Origin of the sequence: Citrobacter sp. R4 (genome assembly GCF_026719175.1) — a bacterium.
In the GTDB taxonomy this organism is placed as follows: Bacteria; Pseudomonadota; Gammaproteobacteria; order Enterobacterales; family Enterobacteriaceae; genus Citrobacter_A; species Citrobacter_A sedlakii.
The window spans coordinates 105,259-126,910 of sequence record NZ_JAPPSU010000012.1; the positions used below are offsets into that span (position 1 = coordinate 105,259).

Consider the following 21,652-nt stretch of genomic DNA (forward strand, 5'->3'; position numbering starts at 1 on the left):
TAACAAATTTTTGCCATTGCATTATTCACAAACAGGCATTAACCACGCAGTCAGGCATTTAAACCGCAAACTTAATGATAATAAAAATTCGTTATTTGCAGGTTTCCTTTTTTCTATAAAGGTCACACTTCCCTTTCCCGCCCATAACAAAATAAATTATTTATGTCACGCCTGAAAATGTAAAAATGGAATCACAAAAACCAATTTTTACTATTCATAAAAATATCAACACCCTTTAAAAACAGTTACATAAAACAATTCACACCAAATTAATCACATTCAGCGCCAACTATTTTTCCACGCATACTGTCAAGTCAGCCATTCTTTTTCCTCGCTTCTTTTTATAGTCATGAATATCGGGACAACCCACGCGAGGTCTTTATGCAACAAGAAGCATTAGGAATGGTAGAAACCAAAGGCTTGACTGCCGCCATAGAGGCCGCAGACGCCATGGTGAAATCGGCCAATGTCATGCTGGTCGGCTACGAAAAAATTGGCTCAGGCCTGGTAACCGTCATCGTTCGCGGTGACGTCGGCGCCGTAAAAGCGGCGACCGATGCCGGTGCTGCCGCGGCAGGCAACGTGGGAGAAGTGAAAGCCGTACACGTGATTCCGCGCCCGCATACCGATGTTGAAAAAATCTTACCGAAGGGAATTAACCCATGAGCAGCAATGAACTGGTTGAACAGATCATGGCACAGGTAATCGCCCGTGTGGCGACACCTGCGCAAACGGGTACCCCTGATACACCCCATCCAAAACGAGAGACGGCTATGGCAGAGAAAAGCTGCAGTTTAACGGAATTTGTAGGCACCGCGATTGGCGACACCGTCGGTCTGGTTATCGCTAACGTCGACAGCGCTCTACTTGAAGCAATGAAGCTTGAAAAGCGCTATCGCTCTATCGGCATTCTGGGGGCGCGTACCGGCGCGGGTCCGCACATTATGGCGGCAGACGAAGCGGTAAAAGCCACCAACACCGAAGTGGTCAGCATTGAACTGCCGCGCGACACCAAAGGCGGCGCCGGTCACGGTTCGCTGATCATTTTGGGCGGGAATGACGTTTCTGACGTCAAGCGGGGGATCGAAGTCGCATTAAAAGAACTCGACCGCACTTTTGGCGATGTCTATGGCAACGAGGCCGGGCACATCGAGCTTCAATATACCGCCCGCGCCAGCTATGCGCTGGAAAAAGCCTTCGGCGCTCCTGTTGGCCGCGCCTGCGGCGTGATTGTCGGCGCGCCGGCATCAGTCGGCGTGCTGATGGCGGATACCGCCCTGAAATCCGCCAATGTCGACGTTGTCGCGTACAGCTCGCCAGCGCATGGCACCAGCTTCAGTAACGAAGCGATTCTGGTGATTTCCGGCGACTCCGGCGCGGTGCGTCAGGCGGTTATCTCCGCGCGTGAAATCGGCAAAACCGTGCTGGCGACACTCGGTAGCGAACCGAAAAACGATCGCCCGTCCTATATCTGATATCCGTGAGGCTCATTCATGAGATCGAAAAGATTTGAAGCACTGGCGAAACGCCCTGTTAACCAGGACGGGTTCGTTAAGGAGTGGATCGAAGAAGGCTTCATTGCGATGGAAAGCCCGAACGATCCGAAACCCTCGATTAAAATCGTTAACGGCGCGGTAACCGAACTGGATGGCAAATCCGTCAGCGAGTTTGACCTGATCGACCACTTCATTGCCCGCTACGGCATTAACCTGGCGCGCGCGGAAGAGGTGATGGCGATGGACTCCGTCAAGCTCGCCAATATGCTGTGCGATCCAAACGTGAAGCGCAGCGATATTGTGCCGCTCACCACCGCAATGACCCCGGCGAAAATTGTCGAAGTGGTCTCCCACATGAACGTGGTTGAGATGATGATGGCAATGCAGAAAATGCGCGCCCGTCGCACGCCGTCACAGCAGGCCCACGTCACCAACGTTAAAGATAACCCGGTACAGATCGCCGCTGACGCCGCCGAAGGGGCATGGCGCGGTTTTGACGAACAGGAAACCACCGTTGCCGTCGCGCGCTATGCGCCGTTCAACGCTATCGCTCTGCTCGTGGGTTCGCAGGTGGGGCGTCCTGGGGTTCTCACCCAGTGTTCACTGGAAGAAGCCACAGAGTTAAAGCTCGGTATGCTGGGCCACACCTGCTACGCCGAAACCATCTCTGTATATGGTACCGAACCGGTATTTACCGACGGTGACGATACGCCGTGGTCGAAAGGGTTTCTTGCGTCCTCTTATGCCTCTCGCGGACTGAAAATGCGCTTCACCTCCGGTTCCGGCTCAGAAGTGCAGATGGGCTACGCGGAAGGGAAATCCATGCTTTATCTCGAAGCGCGCTGCATTTACATCACCAAAGCGGCTGGCGTTCAGGGACTGCAAAACGGTTCGGTGAGTTGCATCGGCGTTCCGTCCGCCGTTCCTTCCGGGATCCGTGCGGTACTGGCTGAAAACCTGATCTGTTCGTCACTGGATCTGGAATGCGCCTCCAGTAATGACCAGACCTTTACCCACTCCGATATGCGCCGGACCGCCCGCCTGCTGATGCAGTTTCTGCCGGGAACGGACTTTATCTCGTCCGGTTATTCCGCGGTGCCGAACTACGACAACATGTTTGCCGGCTCCAACGAAGACGCAGAGGACTTCGATGACTACAACGTTATTCAACGTGACCTGAAGGTCGACGGCGGCCTGCGTCCGGTCCGCGAAGAAGACGTTATCGCCATTCGTAACAAAGCGGCGCGCGCGCTGCAGGCAGTATTCGCCGGGATGGGCCTGCCGCCGATCACCGATGAAGAAGTGGAAGCCGCCACCTACGCGCACGGCTCGAAGGATATGCCGGAACGTAACATCGTTGAAGACATTAAGTTCGCTCAGGAGATCATCAATAAGAACCGAAATGGTCTGGAAGTCGTAAAAGCGCTGGCTCAGGGCGGCTTTACCGACGTGGCGCAGGACATGCTTAACATCCAGAAAGCGAAGTTAACCGGGGACTATCTGCACACCTCCGCCATCATCGTCGGCGACGGACAAGTGCTCTCTGCGGTCAATGACGTCAACGATTATGCCGGTCCGGCAACAGGTTATCGCCTGCAGGGCGAACGCTGGGAAGAGATTAAAAACATCCCTGGCGCACTTGATCCCAACGAGCTTGGCTAAGGGGTGAACAATGGAAATCAATGAAAAACTGCTGCGCCAGATTATCGAAGACGTGCTGTCTGAAATGCAGACCAGCGATAAGCCGGTCTCCTTTCGCGCGCCGGGTAGCGCTGCCGCTTCTGCCGCTCCAACAGGAGACAGCTTTCTGACCGAAATCGGCGAGGCGAAACAGGGCACGCAACAGGACGAAGTGGTCATTGCGGTCGGTCCGGCGTTCGGTCTCTCTCAGACAGTCAACATTGTTGGCTTGCCGCATAAGAGCATCCTGCGCGAAGTGATTGCCGGCATTGAAGAAGAAGGCATCAAAGCGCGCGTGATTCGCTGCTTTAAATCCTCCGACGTGGCGTTTGTCGCGGTCGAAGGCAACAGACTGAGCGGCTCCGGTATCTCTATCGGCATTCAGTCGAAAGGCACCACCGTGATCCACCAGCAGGGGTTGCCGCCGCTTTCTAACCTGGAGCTGTTCCCGCAGGCGCCGCTGTTGACGCTGGCGACCTACCGGCAGATCGGTAAAAACGCCGCGCGCTATGCCAAGCGTGAATCGCCGCAACCGGTGCCGACGCTGAACGACCAGATGGCGCGTCCGAAGTATCAGGCAAAGTCGGCCATTCTGCATATTAAAGAGACGAAGTACGTCGTAACAGGCAAAAACCCGCAGGAACTGCGCGTGGCGCTTTAATAAGGATCCCTTTATGAATACCGATGCAATTGAATCGATGGTTCGGGACGTGTTGAGCCGCATGAACAGCCTGCAGGGCGATGCGCCTGCCCCGGCGGCGGCTGCGGTAAGCCATTCAACTCAGACCGTTAAAGTGACCGATTACCCGCTGGCGAACAAACATCCGGAATGGGTGAAAACGGCCACCAATAAAACGCTGGATGATTTCACCCTGGAAAACGTCCTCAGCAATAAAGTCACCGCCCAGGATATGCGTATCACACCGGAAACGCTGCGTATTCAGGCCGCTATCGCCCGGGATGCCGGACGCGACCGCCTGGCGATGAACTTTGAACGCGCTGCTGAACTGACCGCCGTACCTGACGATCGCATTCTTGAGATTTACAACGCACTGCGTCCTTACCGCTCAACGAAAGATGAGCTGATGGCCATCGCGGACGATCTCGAAAACCGCTATCAGGCGAAGATCTGCGCCGCCTTTGTGCGCGAGGCCGCGATGCTGTACGTCGAGCGTAAAAAACTGAAAGGCGACGATTAACGTTAAGGAAACGCGATGCGATATATAGCTGGCATTGATATCGGCAACTCATCAACAGAAGTCGCTCTGGCGACCCTCGATGATACTGGCAAGCTGACCATTACCGGCAGCGCGCTGGCGGAAACCACCGGAATAAAAGGCACATTACGTAATGTGTTTGGCATTCAGGAGGCGCTTACGCTTGCGGCCAAAAACGCCGGCATCACTGTCAGCGATATTTCGCTCATTCGCATAAACGAAGCCACGCCGGTGATTGGCGATGTGGCGATGGAAACCATTACGGAAACCATCATCACCGAGTCCACTATGATCGGTCATAACCCCAAGACGCCAGGCGGCGTTGGTCTGGGGGTGGGCATGACTATCACGCCGGAAGAGCTTCTGACACGCGCGGCAGAGGTACCTTACATTCTGGTGGTATCGTCGGCATTCGACTTCGCCGATGTCGCCACCATGATCAACGCCGCTGTTCGCGCGGGCTATCAGTTAACCGGCGTCATTTTGCAGCAGGATGACGGCGTACTGGTCAGTAACCGACTGGAAAAACCGCTGCCTATCGTTGACGAAGTGCTGTACATCGACCGAATTCCACTCGGCATGCTGGCGGCTATCGAAGTCGCAATACCGGGCAAAGTCATCGAAACCCTGTCTAACCCGTACGGCATTGCCACCGTCTTCAACCTGAACGCGGACGAAACTAAAAACATTGTACCGATGGCGCGCGCCCTGATTGGCAACCGCTCCGCCGTCGTCGTTAAAACCCCCTCGGGAGACGTGAAGGCACGCGCCATTCCCGCCGGGAATATTGAGCTGCATGCGCAAGGCCGTACAGTGCGCGTTGACGTCGCCGCAGGGGCTGACGCCATTATGAAAGCGGTTGGCGACTGCCCGAAACTGGATAACGTCACCGGTGAAGCTGGCACCAATATTGGCGGTATGCTTGAACACGTTCGCCAGACCATGGCGGAACTGACCAACAAACCCAGCAACGAAATTTTCATTCAGGATTTGCTCGCCGTCGACACCTCCGTGCCGGTTAGCGTCACGGGCGGACTGGCCGGCGAGTTTTCGCTGGAACAGGCCGTTGGCATTGCCTCTATGGTGAAATCCGACCGTCTGCAAATGGCGATGATCGCCCGGGAGATCAAAGGAAAGCTGAACGTTGACGTGCAGGTTGGCGGCGCAGAAGCCGAAGCCGCCATTCTTGGCGCGTTAACCACGCCAGGCACCACTCGTCCGCTGGCCATTCTCGATTTAGGCGCGGGATCTACCGACGCTTCGATCATTAATCCGAAAGGGGAAATTATCGCCACCCACCTCGCCGGCGCAGGCGATATGGTGACGATGATCATTGCCAGGGAGCTTGGACTCGAAGACCGTTACCTGGCGGAAGAGATCAAAAAATATCCGCTGGCGAAAGTGGAAAGCCTGTTCCATCTGCGTCACGAAGATGGCAGCGTCCAGTTCTTCCCTTCCCCGCTCCCTCCAGCCGTGTTTGCCCGCGTTTGCGTTGTCAAACCCGACGAACTGGTGCCGCTGCCGGGTGAACTGGCCCTGGAAAAAGTGCGTGCGATTCGCCGCAGCGCTAAAGAGCGTGTTTTTGTCACCAATGCCCTTCGCGCGCTGCGTCAGGTCAGCCCTACCGGCAACATTCGCGATATTCCATTTGTGGTGCTGGTGGGCGGATCGTCTCTGGACTTCGAGGTACCGCAACTGGTGACTGATGCGCTGGCGCATTACCGGTTAGTCGCCGGGCGCGGCAACATTCGCGGAACTGAAGGTCCGCGAAATGCCGTCGCCACGGGCCTGATCCTTTCCTGGCATAAGGAGTTCGCCCGTGGACAGTAACATCAGCACGCCAGCCATTGTGATCGCCCCCATCGGCGACTGTCTTACCGTCTGGCAAGAGGTGCTGCTCGGTATTGAAGAAGAAGGCATTCCGTTTGTCATTCAGCCCCAGAGTGTCGGAGACGTCGTCCACAGCGCCTGGCAGGCGGCACGCCTGTCGCCACTGCTCGTCGGCATCGCCTGCGACCGGGAAAAACTGGTGGTGCATTACAAGAATTTACCCACTTCAGCGCCGCTGTTTACGCTGACGTATCGCCAAAACAGCCTTGACCGGCGAAGTACTGGAAACAACGCGGCAAGGTTAGTCAAAGGGATCCCTTTCCGGGATCTCAATGCTTAATCCACAGGAGAATCGCAGTATGAATAACGCATTAGGGCTGGTTGAAACAAAAGGGTTGGTCGGCGCCATTGAAGCCGCAGATGCGATGGTGAAATCCGCCAACGTACAACTGGTCGGCTACGAGAAAATCGGCTCCGGCCTCGTGACTGTCATGGTGCGCGGCGACGTTGGCGCGGTTAAAGCGGCGGTTGACGCAGGCAGCGCAGCAGCAAGCGCCGTCGGCGAGGTCAAATCCTGCCACGTTATCCCGCGTCCGCACAGCGACGTTGAGGCCATTTTACCGAAGTCTGCCTAAGCACTGCCGAAAAGGAGCACAGCGTGAAGCAATCACTGGGATTACTTGAAGTTAGTGGTCTGGCATTAGCCATCAGTTGCGCGGATGTCATGGCGAAAGCCGCTTCCATCACGCTGGTTGGCCTTGAGAAAACCAACGGTTCAGGCTGGACGGTGATCAAAATCACCGGTGATGTGGCCTCGGTTCAGTCCGCCATTATCACCGGTGCCAGCTTTGCCGAACAGCGCGATGGTCTGGTGGCGCACAAAGTTATCGCCAGACCTGGCGAGGGCATTCTTGCCCGTGCGACGGTAGCCGCACCTGCCCCCGCGCCAGCGATCATCGAGGAACCCGAAACTGACGTTGTTGCAGAAGAGTCTGCACCGGTAACCGCATCTGACGACGGAATCATCAGTTGCAATTTGTGCCTCGACCCGGCCTGTCCGCGTCAGAAAGGCGAACCCCGGTCGCTCTGCCTGCATTCAGGTAAACGAGGTTAAGCGTAATGGATAAACACCTTCTGGAGACGACGGTCAGCAAAGTGCTGGATGAGATGCGGGAGCGCCCAATTCCGTTGGGCGTGTCTAATCGTCATATTCATCTGAGCGCCGAAGACTATGCCCGTCTTTTTCCGGGACAGCCGATAAGCGAGAAGAAAGCGCTGCTGCAACCGGGGCAGTACGCCGCCGATCAGACCGTCACGCTGGTGGGTCCCAAAGGTCAGATTAAGAATGTGCGTCTGCTGGGACCACTTCGCCGCACCAGTCAGGTTGAAATATCGCGAACAGACGCAAGAACGCTGGGGATCGCCGCACCACTGCGGATGTCCGGAAACCTCAACGGCACTCCGGGTATCCGCCTTGTGAGCCCCTTCGCCGAGATTGAGCTCGCTGCCGGCGTTATTGTCGCCCAGCGTCATATTCACATGTCGCCGCTGGATGCGCTGATCCTGCGCGTCGCGCATGGCGACAACGTCTGCGTGGCGATCGAAGGCAGTGAGCGTCGGCTCATATTCGATAACGTCGCGATTCGCGTGTCGCCCGATATGCGTCTGGAAATGCATATCGATACCGACGAAGCCAACGCCGCCGGGGCCGACAGCCCCAACGCGTACGCCACGCTGGTTACGCCGCGATGAACGGCGAGCTGTTGCAGCGAATCGTCGAGGAGGTGGTCACCCGCCTGCAGCGTCGTGCCGAAAGCACGCTGACGTTGAGCGTCGCGCAACTGCGGGAAACGCCTTCCCGAACGCTATTTTCCCGGTATTCCTCTCTGCATGTTTTGCAGGTCGACCTGCCCCTGTTGGAGAAGATTGCCGAAAACAACGCAACGGATAGCGCAGCCGTCATCCTTCACGACGCGCTGGCGTTTGGTCTGCAGGTGCGACTCTCGCTACGCCGGGCGCTATTGCCTGCCCTGCCGGTGAAAAAACTCGCCCGATTACCGCTGACATTCTGTGACGAGCAAGGTGTGCGCATCGTGCTGCATCCGACCCGACTGGTCAGCTATGCCGATGTCGTCCGCTTCTCCGGTGGCGTATTCGTGCTGCGTCGAAAATGTGTTGTCACCGCGCTGGCTCGCGATGCCGCGAGCTCTCGCAACATCCAATTCATTAAGCAGGAGTGAACCATGCATCTGGCACGCGTAACAGGCGCGGTGGTATCCACGCAAAAATCGCCTTCTCTTGTCGGGAAGAAACTTCTGCTGGTGCGCCGGGTAAGCGCCGACGGCGAACTGCCTGCGAATCCAACGGCGGGAGATGAAGTTGCCGTTGACTCCGTTGGCGCAGGGGTTGGCGAACTGGTGCTGCTGAGCAGCGGCTCCAGCGCCAGACATGTTTTTTCCGGCCCGAACGAGGCCATTGACCTCGCCGTCGTCGGCATTGTCGACACGCTTTCGCGTTAAGGAGACGGCATGGCGATTTATACCCGTACTGGCGACGCAGGCACTACCGCGCTGTTTACCGGGCAACGTGTCAGTAAAACACACCCGCGCGTGGAGGCATACGGCACCTTAGACGAGCTTAACGCCGCGCTCAGCCTGTGCATTTGCGCCAGCCAGAGCGTACAGCACCGCGCCCTGTTGGAGGCAATCCAGCAACAAATATTCTGGTTCAGCGCGGAGCTGGCGAGCGAAAGTGATGAACCGCCTGCGCAGCAGCGCTACATCAGCACGGAAGAAATCGCCGCGCTGGAAGCCGCCATCGACACCGCGATGGGACGTGTCGCGCCGCTGCACAGTTTTATTTTGCCCGGCCGTTGCGAAGCCGCCAGCCGACTTCACTTCGCGCGCACGCTGGCGCGCCGGGCGGAACGTCGTCTGGTTGAGCTTTCCGCAGCATTCACCGTCAGGCACGTGCTGATGCGCTACATCAATCGCCTGTCGGATTGTTTATACGCGCTGGCCCGCGCCGAAGATCACGACGCGCATCAGACAAAAATTATCCAGGAGGTGACGAAGCGCTATCTGGCGTCGGCTCAGCCGCCTGCCCAAAAGGAACATGTTATGTCGCTTTCGTTTGGCGATCTTCATCAGTTAACCCGCGCCGCCGTGGCGCGGGCAGAAGAAATCAACGTCCCGGTGGTGATTAGCATAGTCGATGCCAACGGGACCGAAACCGTGACGTGGCGGATGCCGGATGCATTGCTGGTGAGCAATGAACTGGCGCCGAAAAAGGCCTGGACAGCGGTCGCGATGAAAAGCGCAACGCACGCGCTTGCCGCCGCAGTCCAGCCCGGCGCGCCGCTTTACGGACTGGAAACGCATATGCAGGGAAAAGTGGTCACCTTTGGCGGCGGTTTTCCGCTATGGCGTGACGGAAAACTTATTGGGGGTCTTGGGATCAGCGGTGGCAGCGTTGAACAGGACATGGACATTGCACAGGCTGCAATTGCGGCAATTAACGTGAGAACACATCAATGAATACTTCTGAACTGGAAACCCTCATCCGGACCATTTTGACTGAACAAATGACGCCTGCGAAAACCGACATAAAGGGCAACGGTATTTTTCAGTCCGTGGGTGAAGCCATCGACGCCGCCCACCAGGCTTTTTTACGTTATCAGCAGTCTCCGCTGAAAACGCGCAGCGCCATTATCAGCGCGATACGGGAAGAGCTTACGCCGCATCTTGCGGACCTGGCGGCAGAAAGCGCCGCAGAGACGGGGATGGGTAATAAAGAAGATAAATTCCTTAAAAACAAAGCGGCGCTGGAAAATACGCCGGGAATCGAAGATCTCACCACCACCGCGCTCACTGGCGACGGCGGCATGGTGCTGTTCGAATACTCGCCATTTGGCGTGATCGGTTCCGTCGCCCCAAGCACGAATCCGACTGAAACTATTATCAACAACAGCATCAGTATGCTGGCGGCGGGCAACAGCGTTTACTTCAGCCCACATCCCGGCGCAAAAACCGTATCGTTGAAGCTGATCGCTATGATTGAAGAGATCGTGTTTCGCAGCTGCGGCATTCGCAACCTGGTGGTTACCGTTGCCGAACCGACCTTTGAAGCCACTCAGCAAATGATGGCGCACCCTAAGATCGCCGTCCTGGCGATCACCGGCGGTCCGGGCATTGTGGCAATGGGCATGAAGAGCGGGAAAAAAGTCATCGGCGCCGGTGCGGGCAACCCGCCGTGCATCGTGGATGAAACCGCGGATATTGTTAAAGCCGCGGAAGATATCATCAACGGCGCCTCGTTTGACTACAACCTTCCCTGCATTGCCGAGAAAAGCCTGATCGTGGTTGAGTCGGTCGCTGAACAGCTTATTCAGCAGATGCAGAGCTTTGGCGCGCTGCTGCTCAGTCCGTCAGAGATCGAAAAACTGCGCGCGGTCTGCCTGCCGGAAGGCGTCGCCAATAAAAAACTGGTCGGCAAGAGCCCGTCGGCGATGCTGGAAGCCGCCGGTATCGCCGTTCCGGCTAAAGCGCCGCGACTGCTGACAGGCGTCGTTAGCGCGGATGACAGTTGGGTCACCTGCGAACAATTGATGCCGATGCTGCCGATCGTAAAGGTTAAGGATTTTGACGCCGCATTATCGCTGGCTCTGAAAGTGGAAGAAGGACTGCACCACACCGCCATTATGCACTCGCAAAACGTGTCGCGACTGAATCTCGCCGCGCGGACGCTGCAAACCTCCATTTTTGTGAAAAATGGCCCGTCCTACGCGGGGATTGGCGTCGGTGGCGAAGGGTTCACCACCTTCACGATTGCCACGCCAACCGGCGAAGGCACGACTTCGGCGCGCACCTTCGCTCGTTCTCGTCGGTGTGTACTCACCAATGGCTTCTCAATCCGCTAATGAGGTGGTGATGAAAACCTTTTCGCTGCAAACGCGTTTATACAGCGGGCCGGGAAGCCTGAAGGTGCTCGGTCGATTTACCCATAAGCACATCTGGATTATCTGTGACGGTTTTCTGGCGCGTTCGCCGCTGATTGAAGCTCTGCGCGACGCGATACCGGCGAACAACCGTATTAGCGTGTTCAGTGAGATCACTCCCGATCCCACCATCGCCACCGTGGCGCAGGGCATCGCCCATATGCAGTCGTTGCGTCCAGACATTGTGATTGGTTTCGGCGGCGGCTCGGCGCTGGATGCCGCCAAGGCCATTGTCTGGTTCAGCCGTCAGTTCGACATCGAAATAGAAACCTGCGTGGCGATCCCGACCACCAGCGGCACCGGTTCGGAAGTGACCAGCGCCTGCGTGATCGGCGATCCGGACAAGGGCATTAAGTATCCGCTGTTTGACAATGCGCTCTATCCGGATATGGCTATCCTCGACCCGGTACTGGTGGTCAGCGTACCGCCAGCAATTACCGCCAATACCGGCATGGATGTCCTGACCCACGCGCTGGAAGCCTATGTTTCAACGCGTGCCAGCGACTTTACCGATGCGCTGGCCGAAAAAGCGGCGCAGAGCGTTTTCCGGTATCTGCCGGTCGCGGTGCGTAAAGGGGACTGCCTTGCCACGCGCGGCAAAATGCATAACGCCTCAACGCTTGCCGGCATGGCCTTTAGCCAGGCGGGACTGGGCCTTAACCACGCCATCGCACATCAGTTGGGCGGGCAGTTCCACCTGCCGCATGGATTAGCGAATGCGCTCCTGCTTACCGCAGTCATCCGGTTTAACGCCCACGATCCGCGCGCGGCGAAACGCTACGCGCGCTTTGCCAGAGCCTGCCATCTCTGTCCGGACAGCGCCAATGACACCGCCTGCATCAATGCGCTGGCGCAGCACATTGAGCAGTTAAAAAAAGCGTGCACGATCCCTTCTCTCGCCGATGCGCTGAAAGAAGAGAAACAGAACTGGGCCCGGCGGATCCCGGCAATGGTGCAGGCCGCGCTGGCAGACGTCACGCTGAAAACAAACCCGAAAGCAGCCGATGCCAGCGCCATTCAGGCACTGCTTGAGGAGATGCTATGAACACCGCGCAGATGGCTGAGATGAATGAAGTGGATGCGCATACTGTTCGCGAACGCGTGCGCGCAGCGGGAATCGTTGGCGCAGGCGGCGCGGGTTTTCCAACGCACGTTAAGCTGCAGGCGCAGGTAGAAATTTTCCTGGTGAACGCCGCGGAATGCGAACCGATGCTGAAAGTTGACCAGCAGTTAATGGCGCAGCAGGCGGCTCGTCTGGTGCGCGGGGTGCAGTACGCGATGAAAGCGACGGGCGCGCGGGAAGGAATTATCGCCCTGAAAGAGAAGTACCAGCCTGCTATTGCGGCGCTACGCCCGCTTTTACCTCCGGCGATGCGTTTACACATATTGCCGGACGTTTATCCGGCAGGGGATGAGGTGCTGACCATCTGGATGGCGACGGGTCGACGCGTGCCTCCGGCGGCGCTGCCCGTCAGCGTCGGGGTGGTGGTTAATAACGTTCAGACCGTGTTGAATATTGCCCGTGCGGTAGAACAGCAGTACCCGGTGACGCGCCGCACGCTCACCGTTAACGGCGCAGTGGCCCATCCGCAAACGCTGACCGTCCCCATCGGCATGTCGCTGCGCGACGTGCTGGCGCTGGCGGGCGGCGCCACAATTGACGACCCGGGTTTTATTAATGGCGGGCCGATGATGGGCGGCCTGCTGACCTCGCTGGACACGCCGGTAACCAAAACTACTGGCGGCCTGCTGGTTTTGCCGAAAACCCATCCGCTGATTCAGCGTCGTATGCAGGACGAGCGCACCGTCTTGTCGGTAGCGAGAACCGTGTGCGAACAGTGTCGCTTATGCACCGATCTCTGTCCGAGACACCTCATTGGTCATGAACTGTCTCCACATCTGCTGGTGCGCGCCGTGAATTTTCACCAGGCGGCGACGCCGCAGTTACTGCTCAGCGCCCTGACCTGCTCGGAATGTAATGTCTGCGAAAGCGTGGCCTGTCCGGTTGGTATTTCACCGATGCGCATTAACCGGATGCTCAAGCGCGAACTGCGCGCGCAAAACCAGCGGTATGAAGGTCCGCTTAATCCGGCGGATGAAATGGCGAAGTATCGCCTGGTGCCGGTCAAACGCCTCATCGCCAAACTCGGGCTGACGCCCTGGTATCGGGAAGCGCCGCTACGTGAAGACGAACCGGTCGCAGAAAAAACCACGCTTTTGCTGCGTCAGCATATCGGCGCCAGCGCGGTGCCTTGCGTGCAAAAAGGCGAACGCGTAACGCGCGGCCAGTGCGTTGCCGATGTTCCGCAAGGCGCGCCAGGCGCCCGCATTCACGCCAGTATGGACGGTATTGTCTCTGAAATCACAGAGCAGGCCATCATCGTTGTAAGAGGTTAACCATGTCTCAGGCCATAGGTATTTTAGAACTCACCAGCATTGCCAAAGGAATGGAAACCGGCGACGCAATGCTGAAAAGCGCCAGCGTGGATCTGCTGGTCAGCAAAACGATTTGTCCGGGTAAATTTCTGCTGATGCTCGGTGGCGATGTCGGAGCGGTACAGCAGGCTATCGAAACCGGGACATCGCTCGCAGGCGAAATGCTGGTAGACAGCCTGGTGTTGCCAAACATTCATGCCAGCGTGCTGCCTGCCATTAGCGGCCTCAACAGCGTCGATCGTCGTCAGGCTGTCGGCATTGTCGAAACCTGGAGCGTCGCGGCCTGCATCAGCGCCGCCGACCGCGCGGTGAAAGCCTCAAACGTGACGCTGGTTCGCGTCCATATGGCGTTCGGCATCGGCGGTAAATGTTACATGGTGGTGGCGGGCGACGTTTCTGATGTGAACAACGCGGTGACGGTAGCCAGCGAAAGCGCGGGGGAAAAAGGACTGCTGGTTTACCGCTCGGTTATCCCGCGGCCGCATGAAGCCATGTGGCGTCAGATGGTGGAGGGATGATGGAAAGACAGCCGACCACAGAACGCATGATCCAGGAGTACGTGCCGGGTAAACAGGTCACGCTGGCGCATTTGATTGCAAACCCTGGCAAAGATCTGTTTAAAAAGCTGGGATTGCAGGATGGCGTTTCCGCCATCGGGATTCTCACGATAACACCCAGCGAAGCATCCATTATCGCCTGCGATATCGCCACCAAATCCGGGGCGGTGGAGATTGGTTTTCTTGACCGCTTTACCGGGGCAGTCGTGATAACCGGCGACGTTTCAGCGGTTGAATATGCGCTGAAACAGGTGACGCGCACCCTCGGCGAACTGATGCGCTTCACGGCCTGCCCGATCACCCGGACCTGACGTTATGAAACGCATGATGTTAATCGGCCCGAGTCAGTGCGGGAAAACATCCCTCACCCAGGCGTTACGAGGGGAAGCGCTTCAGTACCAGAAAACCCAGGCTATTGTCTGGTCCGCAGAGACCATCGACACGCCCGGGGAATACCTGGAAAACCGCTGTCTGTACAGCGCACTGTTGGCCAGCGCCTGCGAGGCTGACGTCATCGCCCTGGTGCTGAACAGCGATGCGGGATGGTCACCCTTCTCGCCCGGATTTACCGGGCCGATGAACCGCCCGGTGATCGGCATTCTCACTAAAGCCGATTTAGCTAACCCGCAGCGCATCACCCGCGTCACGCAGTGGCTGACGCTGGCGGGCGCGCAAGCGGTATTTGTCACCAGTGCCGTAAACAACAGCGGACTTGATGAACTGTTTGCCTTTCTGAATCAAAAGGAACCTTCATGTCTCACAAAATAATGGCGATTAACGCGGGAAGTTCGTCGCTCAAATTCCAGTTGCTGGATATGCCGCAGGGCGACCTGTTGTGTCAGGGATTAATTGAACGCATCGGTATGCCCGATGCCCGGATCACGCTGAAGGCGAAAGAGCAAAAATGGCAGCAGACCGCGCCGGTGGCCGACCACCGCGACGCGGTGACCCTGTTACTGGAAATGTTAATCAGCCACGCCGTGATCCGCAGCATTGAGGATATCGATGGCGTAGGCCATCGCGTGGCGCACGGCGGTGAAGCCTTTAAAGACGCCGTGCGGATCACGGATGATTCCATCGCGGAAATTGAACGACTGGCTGAACTGGCGCCGCTGCACAATCCGGTCAATGTGCTGGGTATTAATGTGTTTCGCCAGTTGCTACCGAACGTACCTGCGGTAGCCGTTTTTGATACCGCCTTTCATCAAACGCTGGACGAATCCGCTTATATTTATCCGCTTCCGTGGCGCTACTATGAAGAGTTTGGTATCCGCCGCTACGGCTTTCACGGGACCAGCCACAAGTATGTCAGCGCCGCGCTGGCTGAGAAACTCGGCGTGCCGCTCAGCGCCCTGCGGGTGGTGTGTTGTCATCTTGGCAACGGCAGCAGCCTCTGCGCCATCAAAGGCGGTAAGTCGGTCAATACGTCGATGGGCTTTACCCCGCAGTCCGGTGTGATGATGGGAACCCGCAGCGGCGATATTGATCCGTCCATTTTGCCCTGGATAGCCCAGCGGGAAGGCAAAACGCCGCAGCAGCTTAACCAGTTGCTGAATAATGAATCCGGTCTGCTTGGCGTTTCCGGCGTATCCCACGATTACCGCGACGTTGAGCAAGCCGCCGACAGCGGAAATCAACGGGCGGCACTGGCGCTCACGTTATTCGCCGAACGTATTCGTGCGACCATCGGCAGCTATATTATGCAGATGGGCGGTCTGGATGCGCTGGTGTTTACCGGCGGTATTGGCGAAAACTCGGCGCGCGCCCGGGCGGCGATTTGTCACAACCTTCACTTCCTCGGTCTGAATATTGATGAGGAGAAAAACCAGCGCAACGCCACATTCATTCAGGCTGAAAATGCGCTGGTAAAGGTCGCGGTCATCAATACCAACGAAGAGTTGATGATAGCGCAGGACGTCATGCGGATTGCCCTCGCCGAAACGTCCACGCTGGCGGTTTCCGCCTGAGGCGCGCCGCGCACATTGCGGTAAATCATGGTAATAGCGCAATCGCCATGACACTATGCGCCGGGGATGACAGAGCAGAAAGGTGAAAATGTGGCTGTTGCGCAATGCCCCGCTTCGTGCGGAGAACTCATTCAGGGCTGGATTATGGGCAGCGAGAAACTGGTCTCCTGCCCTGTTGACTGGTACAGCACCGTTGAAATCAGCGCCGGTTCGCCGCTGGCGGATGAGCGCCCTCTGTCACGGGCCATGGTGAATACCCTGCTTGCGCACTGGCAATACCCGGACGAACTCAGTCAGGACATTCGCATTGATATTCATTCCACGATCCCCATCGCCAAGGGGATGGCAAGCAGTACAGCAGACATCGCCGCCACTGCCGTAGCGACTGCGCGCTATCTGGGGCGCGCACTGGACGAGACCACCCTTGCGCAGCTTTGCGTGTCGCTGGAACCCACCGACAGTACCGTTTTTCACCAGTTAACCCTGTTTGATCATAACGATGCGTCAGTGCGCATCGGTTGTGAATGCCAACCGGAACTGGACCTCCTTGTACTGGAAAGTCCGAAGACGCTGCGCACGGCGGATTACCACCGTATCCCACGTCAGGCGGGGCTGGACGCTGGCGCGCCAGCGTTGAAAAGGGCCTGGGAGAAGGTTCAGCAAGCCTGCGCGGAACAAAATCCGTACCGGATGGGCGAAGCGGCAACGTTGAGCGCCATCGCCAGCCAGGCGCTGCTGCCGAAGCCCGACTTTGACGCGCTATTGTCGCTCATGGAAGAGTGTGATTTGTATGGCGTGAACCTCGCACACAGCGGCAGCGTAGTCGGGTTGATGCTCGACAGGCATAAACATGACGTCGAATACGTGACGTGGCTGCTGAAGAAAAAGAGATTAGCTGAACACTGGCCGGAACAGCATTTGCTAAGGATGGTGCACGGTGGCGTGACATGTCAGTGAGGACCAGACGATCCTCACTGCGTCAAGACGTTACTCTGCTTTCGCTTCGCCGTTTTTGAGTTCGCCCATCGCTTTCAGCTTTTTAGAAATATCGCGACGCTCTTTAGAGATTTCAGCATTTTTGATGATGTAGTCATCAACGCGATCTTCATAGTCGCTTTTCATGCTGGCGATGATGCCCTGAATGGCTTCAACGCTCATACCTGGCTTGATGTAGTCGCTCAGGTTGTCCAACAGCAGAACGCGTTTCTGGTTGTCACGGATCTTTTTCTCAACGTCCTGGATTTCACGTTGCAGTTTATTTTTGCGACGGAACAGACGGACAAATTCCAGCACGTCCTGGAAAGATGGCTTGGTAGTTTCCATTTTTACACCCCTGATAATGTGAGATTCGGATTCGTTTAAACTATAGGGCTTACATTACTTTTCGTAGCCATAAATGACAATGGCGACGTCCTTGTTTTCATCATACCCTTATTCGTTGCTGAATCGAAGCAGCACCCGGTTCATTCTCCTCATCTGCTGATTATTTGCGCAGCGCCCGGCAGATAAGATGTGAAAGCAGCTCCAGCTGGCGTGCGGTTTCCAGACTCAACCACACATAACCGTGGATCGGCGTTTCCGCTACATTGCGCTCGTCATGCTGGCGGATAAGCGTCCGCAGTTCATTAACGGTATCATTCAGTTTTTCGGTATTGGCAAGGATCGGCTGCGGGTTCCCTTCAAACAGCGCGTGGGTGATGGTCAGCAGCGCCTGCTGCGTCATCTGCTGAGTTTCCCGCAACGTGTGGGCGTTGAGCATCACAAAGTGGCTCGCGCGCGTTGCCCACAGGGCGTTGATTTGCAGCTCCAGCATGCAGACCAGATTGCGATTCACGGTCTGAATGGCTTCGAAAATCGATTTCTGAATGCGCGTCTCTTTGCTGGCCGGCGTGATAAGCCCGCGCATTTTCACCACATCGCTCAGCAACTGTTGCAGGTGCTTCTCCAGCCTCGGCCGTTCCAGCAGATTGGGTGACAGCGCCGCCTGATAAACCCGGTTGTATGCTGTCACGCAGTGCGCCAACTGGATACGCCAGTGAATGAAGGCCCGCTGCGGCCAGATGCCGGTAAACAACATCGCCAGAAGCGAGCCGAGAATGACATCGCCGCCGCGCCACAGCGCGGTCTCCATATCCCCGGCTGGCGCGCCAACCACCACGGCAAGCGTAATGCCGATCAACAGCGCCTGATACGGTTTTTTCCCCAGCGCCAGCCAGCCGCAGAGAAACATCGCCGCTGCGCACCATAACAGCATCAGCGGTAAGGAAAACAGCTCAAGACGCAGCGCCACCAGCCCGAGTACCGAACCAAGAATTGTGCCGCCAATTCGCTCGAAGGCGCGGGGAACCACGTTTCCCCAAAAGGAGATCGGCCCCATGATCACCACCAGCGTGATCAAAGGCCAGGTGCCTTCCGGAATGTTAAACAGCCGGACGAGGAGAAAGGTCAGGATAAAGGCCAGCGCAATACGGATGCCATGCACGACACGGTAATGGCGATACAGGCGGATTTCGAAGGGACTCAGCGACTTGTCGGCACGCACTCATGCACTCCGTCAGAAAAACAATAAACGGATTGTACCTGCTTTTACACTGAAAATTTCACCGTAGCGGACAGGACATCTCGCTAAGCGTAGTCTCACTTAGCGCCAGTCCGCCAGGTTTTCGCGCTTATTTGACGGCAGGTTGTACGGCGATATACATCTCAATGTCCCAGTAGCCGTCTTTGCAGCCATCGTTAAGATAGACTTCAAAGCACGGTTTGCAGGCCATCTCATACGCGTTGTCCTGCAACAAACTATTGAAGAACTGATACCACGGCGTGGCGAAATCCGTGTCCGTTACGCGGGCAACCGCCGTAGCGTATTGCCCGCCCTCGATTTCGCTCAGCGTAACGCCTTCGCTGTTTTCCGGGATAACGAAATCGGTCGGGACGGACACCACCGTACTGCAGCGCAGTTTCTCTGCGGGAACGTCGTCCGGATTGTCAAAATACACGGCGATCCATTCATCCGTTACGATCTGTTTGCCGTCCACCCACATCATCAGTTGCTCAAAGCCCTGCTTCACCGTTTGTTCCCAGGGTCCCACCAGGTGGAAACCCGCTACGGTTCGCTTATCGACTTGTCTGATCTCGTAGTTCATGTTGCCTCCATTGTTACACTGTATTTATATACAGTGTAACGAAGTCGAAATAACAGCCACAAGTTATTTGTGATTATTATGTGAGCAGAGGCGAACTCCTGCCAGTCTCCTGTCAGGCTTTATGGTGGAAGTAGTCGCTCAGTCGCGAGAACAGACCGCCCTTGTCAACTGCTTCCAGCGTCACCAAAGGCCAGTGGGCAATCAGCTTGTCGCGATCATACAGCTCGATTTCCCCGACCCGCTGATGGGCGGCGAGCGGCGCTTCAAGCTCCGCTTTATCCAACACATATTTCGCTTTGATGTGCGGAATTTCCGCTTTTGGTAAGGCCATCCAGAAATCCTGCTCGGTGCCCAGCGCAATCTTCTCTTTATCGCCATACCAGATCCGCTCAGCGCCTACCTGCTTACCGCTGCGCAGGATCTGCACCGTATCGAAATTCAGCTGTCCCCAATGCAGCAGTTTACGCGCCTGTTCCTCCCGACCCTTCGGGCTTTCGGCCCCCATAATGACCGCAATAAGACGCCGCTTGCCATCCACCGCGGAAGCAATCAGGTTAAAGCCCGCGCCAGAAGTATGTCCGGTTTTCAGGCCGTCGACGTTCAGCGATTTATCCCACAGCAGACCGTTGCGGTTGTACTGGGTGATGCCGTTCCAGGTCAGGCTTTTCTCGCTGTACATGTGATAAAACTCAGGTTCGCCGTGAATGATCGCCCGTGAAAGCACGGCCAGATCGTACGCGGAGCTGTGTTGTCCCGGCGCATCCAGGCCGTGAACCGTCTCGAAATGGGTGTCCTGCAAATGCAGCTTCCTGACATAGCTGTTCATCATCGCCACGAACTGCGGCTGCCCGCCAGCCACATAGTCCGCCAGCGCAACGCAGGCGTCATTACCGGAATCAACAATCAAACCACGGCTGAGATCGCGCACCGAGACGCGTTCACCTTGTTTGAGAAACATCAGCGAAGAACCGACAAACACCGGGTTATCTTTGGCCCATGCGTCGCGCCCAACCGTAACCATGCCGTCAGGAGAAATGCGCTTGCTGTCGATGGCCCGGTCAACCACGTAGCCGGTCATCAGCTTGGTCAGACTCGCCGGGTTGCGCTGCTGATGTTCATTTCCGGCGGTAAGGATTTGCCCGGTGGTGTAGTCCATCAGCACCCATGAAGCGGCCTCTACCGCAGGTGGCTGCGGCGCGAAGTCGACAGTGCTTGACGCGAGCGCGGTAGAAAGGTGCGTAGCGAGTAACGAAGCGGCAATAAACAGACGGCGTTTCAACAGCATATCCTCAGGTGTGACAAAAGAGCCGTCCTTTTTACGGAAAATCTGATAAACGAACAGGGATTAATTGCAAGAAAATGTGACGTAAGACACGTTTTTCCACTCAGGCGGGGTCCGCATTTTTACCTCACGCCATTTTATTCGCCTCCTGACAACAGCTCTGGCTGATCGCTCCGCCGAATTTTGCTACTCTGTTGCGTTCAGGCAGCGCGCAACTTTCAGCCACGGAATACATTTTTTTATGAATGACGGTCAGCAGCAACCCACCTTTCTCTTTCACGATTAACATACTCTCAATCCAACTAACTGATTTAATTATGAATAATAATTAAAAATAAAAGTTTATGTACTCAATTTTGTACTTAAATCAGTGACCTGAACATTTGACTGCTAATCTATTTTGGTCATAATACTGTATATCCAAACAGTATAGAGGGTGTGCTATGTTCGTTGAATTGGTTTATGACAAGCGTAATGTTGAGGGATTGACGGGAGCCAGAGAGATCATTCTGGCCGAGCTGACGAGGCGAGTTCACCAGATTTTCCCTGATGCCGTAGTTAAGGTGAAGCCGATGCAGGCAAACGGCCTGAATAGCGATGCCAGCAAAAACGATCGGGAAAAGCTAAACCGTATGCTTGAGGAAATGTTTGAAGAAGCCGACATGTGGCTGGTTTCAGAATAAGAGCATTGTTTTGTCATATTGCATATGTAGAATCCGCAGCGGCTGGCAATCATTCAATACTCGCACTATCGAACGAACGCCAGCCTGCCGCCGCACGTTCTTGCATACGACTTGCTGCGGTTTTATTTATGAGGTAGGTATCTGCACATCTGCTTCCAAAGCATCATTCTGTCGCTGGTTCCAGATGCTGTTCGGTGGCATTTCAACCCGAACGGAAACAAAAGAATCTGCAGGAATGTCCACCGGGTCTCCATTAGTTAGCCAATCGATTTCGCTAAAGTGGGATGCAGAGACAGTGGTCCGATTGATATACCAGCGGATCAGTTCGTCTCTGTTAGCCTCGGAATGTCAGACGACAGTTCATT

The 21,652-nt window shown here is 56.2% G+C and carries 26 protein-coding genes and 1 pseudogene; 22 read left to right on the forward strand and 5 right to left on the reverse strand.

What is annotated here, in order from left to right:
- Positions 1–381: 381 nt before the first annotated feature.
- The 21 genes from pduA to OOJ60_RS20400 all read left to right on the forward strand — a co-directional run bounded on the left by pduA (position 382) and on the right by OOJ60_RS20400 (position 17,136).
- Positions 382–666 (forward strand): propanediol utilization microcompartment protein PduA, encoded by a 285-nt coding sequence (gene pduA / locus OOJ60_RS20300; RefSeq protein WP_042284159.1) that lies wholly within the window; start codon positions 382–384, stop codon positions 664–666.
- The gene (gene pduB, locus OOJ60_RS20305) at positions 663–1,475 is read left to right on the forward strand and encodes a propanediol utilization microcompartment protein PduB (protein WP_042284162.1); all 813 of its coding nucleotides are present in this window, start codon (positions 663–665) and stop codon (positions 1,473–1,475) included. Before pduA ends, pduB begins: the two co-directional genes overlap by 4 nt.
- Positions 1,476–1,493: 18 nt before the next feature.
- Positions 1,494–3,158 (forward strand): propanediol dehydratase large subunit PduC, encoded by a 1,665-nt coding sequence (gene pduC, locus OOJ60_RS20310; RefSeq protein WP_181822979.1) that lies wholly within the window; start codon positions 1,494–1,496, stop codon positions 3,156–3,158.
- A gap of 10 nt (positions 3,159–3,168) precedes the next feature.
- Positions 3,169–3,837: a propanediol dehydratase medium subunit PduD gene (gene pduD / locus OOJ60_RS20315; RefSeq protein ID WP_042284166.1), complete on the forward strand. Its 669-nt coding sequence runs from the start codon at positions 3,169–3,171 to the stop codon at positions 3,835–3,837.
- A 13-nt stretch (positions 3,838–3,850) separates the two neighbouring features.
- Entirely contained in the window at positions 3,851–4,375 is a 525-nt protein-coding gene (gene pduE / locus OOJ60_RS20320) for a propanediol dehydratase small subunit PduE (RefSeq protein ID WP_205613086.1), read from the forward strand.
- A gap of 15 nt (positions 4,376–4,390) precedes the next feature.
- The gene (locus tag OOJ60_RS20325; RefSeq protein ID WP_205613087.1) at positions 4,391–6,223 is read left to right on the forward strand and encodes a diol dehydratase reactivase subunit alpha; all 1,833 of its coding nucleotides are present in this window, start codon (positions 4,391–4,393) and stop codon (positions 6,221–6,223) included.
- Positions 6,213–6,563, forward strand: coding sequence for a glycerol dehydratase reactivase beta/small subunit family protein (locus tag OOJ60_RS20330; protein ID WP_042284173.1), 351 nt, complete (start codon positions 6,213–6,215; stop codon positions 6,561–6,563). The genes OOJ60_RS20325 and OOJ60_RS20330 overlap by 11 nt, the downstream gene beginning before the upstream one ends.
- Before the next feature lie 19 nt (positions 6,564–6,582).
- Complete coding sequence (gene pduJ / locus OOJ60_RS20335) at positions 6,583–6,858, forward strand: propanediol utilization microcompartment protein PduJ (RefSeq protein ID WP_004853788.1); 276 nt, start codon at positions 6,583–6,585, stop codon at positions 6,856–6,858.
- 23 nt (positions 6,859–6,881) lie between these two features.
- Positions 6,882–7,337, forward strand: a complete 456-nt coding sequence (locus tag OOJ60_RS20340; RefSeq protein WP_060570653.1) for a BMC domain-containing protein — start codon at positions 6,882–6,884, stop codon at positions 7,335–7,337.
- A gap of 5 nt (positions 7,338–7,342) precedes the next feature.
- On the forward strand, positions 7,343–7,975 hold the full coding sequence (locus OOJ60_RS20345) for a phosphate propanoyltransferase (RefSeq protein WP_205613088.1): 633 nt from the start codon (positions 7,343–7,345) through the stop codon (positions 7,973–7,975).
- Complete coding sequence (gene pduM / locus OOJ60_RS20350; protein WP_205613089.1) at positions 7,972–8,463, forward strand: microcompartment protein PduM; 492 nt, start codon at positions 7,972–7,974, stop codon at positions 8,461–8,463. The genes OOJ60_RS20345 and pduM overlap by 4 nt, the downstream gene beginning before the upstream one ends.
- Before the next feature lie 3 nt (positions 8,464–8,466).
- Positions 8,467–8,742 carry a propanediol utilization microcompartment protein PduN gene (gene pduN, locus OOJ60_RS20355; protein WP_012906340.1) on the forward strand — a complete coding sequence of 92 codons (276 nt, stop codon included), beginning with the start codon at positions 8,467–8,469 and terminating at the stop codon, positions 8,740–8,742.
- A gap of 9 nt (positions 8,743–8,751) precedes the next feature.
- Positions 8,752–9,759, forward strand: coding sequence for a two-domain cob(I)yrinic acid a,c-diamide adenosyltransferase PduO (gene pduO / locus OOJ60_RS20360; protein ID WP_060570656.1), 1,008 nt, complete (start codon positions 8,752–8,754; stop codon positions 9,757–9,759).
- Positions 9,756–11,141, forward strand: coding sequence for a CoA-acylating propionaldehyde dehydrogenase PduP (gene pduP / locus OOJ60_RS20365; protein ID WP_205613090.1), 1,386 nt, complete (start codon positions 9,756–9,758; stop codon positions 11,139–11,141). Before pduO ends, pduP begins: the two co-directional genes overlap by 4 nt.
- 10 nt (positions 11,142–11,151) lie before the next feature.
- Positions 11,152–12,264 (forward strand): 1-propanol dehydrogenase PduQ, encoded by a 1,113-nt coding sequence (locus OOJ60_RS20370; RefSeq protein ID WP_205613091.1) that lies wholly within the window; start codon positions 11,152–11,154, stop codon positions 12,262–12,264.
- Positions 12,261–13,616: a 4Fe-4S dicluster domain-containing protein gene (locus OOJ60_RS20375; protein WP_060570659.1), complete on the forward strand. Its 1,356-nt coding sequence runs from the start codon at positions 12,261–12,263 to the stop codon at positions 13,614–13,616. The genes OOJ60_RS20370 and OOJ60_RS20375 overlap by 4 nt, the downstream gene beginning before the upstream one ends.
- Positions 13,617–13,618: 2 nt before the next feature.
- Positions 13,619–14,173, forward strand: coding sequence for a propanediol utilization microcompartment protein PduT (pduT, locus tag OOJ60_RS20380; protein WP_042284204.1), 555 nt, complete (start codon positions 13,619–13,621; stop codon positions 14,171–14,173).
- Positions 14,173–14,523: a propanediol utilization microcompartment protein PduU gene (pduU, locus tag OOJ60_RS20385; RefSeq protein WP_042284206.1), complete on the forward strand. Its 351-nt coding sequence runs from the start codon at positions 14,173–14,175 to the stop codon at positions 14,521–14,523. Before pduT ends, pduU begins: the two co-directional genes overlap by 1 nt.
- A 4-nt stretch (positions 14,524–14,527) precedes the next feature.
- Positions 14,528–14,980, forward strand: a complete 453-nt coding sequence (gene pduV / locus OOJ60_RS20390; RefSeq protein WP_200034161.1) for a propanediol utilization protein PduV — start codon at positions 14,528–14,530, stop codon at positions 14,978–14,980.
- Positions 14,965–16,179: an acetate/propionate family kinase gene (locus OOJ60_RS20395; RefSeq protein ID WP_042284211.1), complete on the forward strand. Its 1,215-nt coding sequence runs from the start codon at positions 14,965–14,967 to the stop codon at positions 16,177–16,179. Before pduV ends, OOJ60_RS20395 begins: the two co-directional genes overlap by 16 nt.
- 90 nt (positions 16,180–16,269) lie before the next feature.
- Positions 16,270–17,136, forward strand: coding sequence for a GHMP family kinase ATP-binding protein (locus OOJ60_RS20400; RefSeq protein WP_205613092.1), 867 nt, complete (start codon positions 16,270–16,272; stop codon positions 17,134–17,136).
- A 30-nt stretch (positions 17,137–17,166) separates the two neighbouring features.
- Here OOJ60_RS20400 and OOJ60_RS20405 read toward each other — a convergent pair whose 3' ends face one another.
- The 4 genes from OOJ60_RS20405 to dacD form a co-directional block, all read right to left on the reverse strand.
- Entirely contained in the window at positions 17,167–17,502 is a 336-nt protein-coding gene (locus OOJ60_RS20405; RefSeq protein ID WP_032939582.1) for a DUF496 family protein, read from the reverse strand.
- Positions 17,503–17,662: 160 nt separating this feature from the next.
- Positions 17,663–18,721 carry an FUSC family protein gene (locus OOJ60_RS20410; RefSeq protein ID WP_181822967.1) on the reverse strand — a complete coding sequence of 353 codons (1,059 nt, stop codon included), beginning with the start codon at positions 18,719–18,721 and terminating at the stop codon, positions 17,663–17,665.
- Between the two features lie 127 nt (positions 18,722–18,848).
- Entirely contained in the window at positions 18,849–19,322 is a 474-nt protein-coding gene (sbmC, locus tag OOJ60_RS20415) for a DNA gyrase inhibitor SbmC (RefSeq protein ID WP_205613093.1), read from the reverse strand.
- A gap of 112 nt (positions 19,323–19,434) precedes the next feature.
- Entirely contained in the window at positions 19,435–20,607 is a 1,173-nt protein-coding gene (gene dacD / locus OOJ60_RS20420; RefSeq protein WP_205613094.1) for a serine-type D-Ala-D-Ala carboxypeptidase DacD, read from the reverse strand.
- A 440-nt stretch (positions 20,608–21,047) separates the two neighbouring features.
- On the opposite strand from dacD, the gene OOJ60_RS20425 reads away from it, so the two are divergent.
- A complete protein-coding gene (locus tag OOJ60_RS20425) occupies positions 21,048–21,287 on the forward strand; it encodes a DinI family protein (RefSeq protein ID WP_205613095.1) in 240 nt (79 codons plus the stop codon).
- Between the two features lie 126 nt (positions 21,288–21,413).
- Here the strand turns inward: OOJ60_RS20425 and OOJ60_RS24895 are convergent.
- Positions 21,414–21,629, reverse strand: a pseudogene (locus tag OOJ60_RS24895) (phage tail fiber protein); the annotation flags it as partial.
- Between the last annotated feature and the right edge of the window lie 23 nt (positions 21,630–21,652).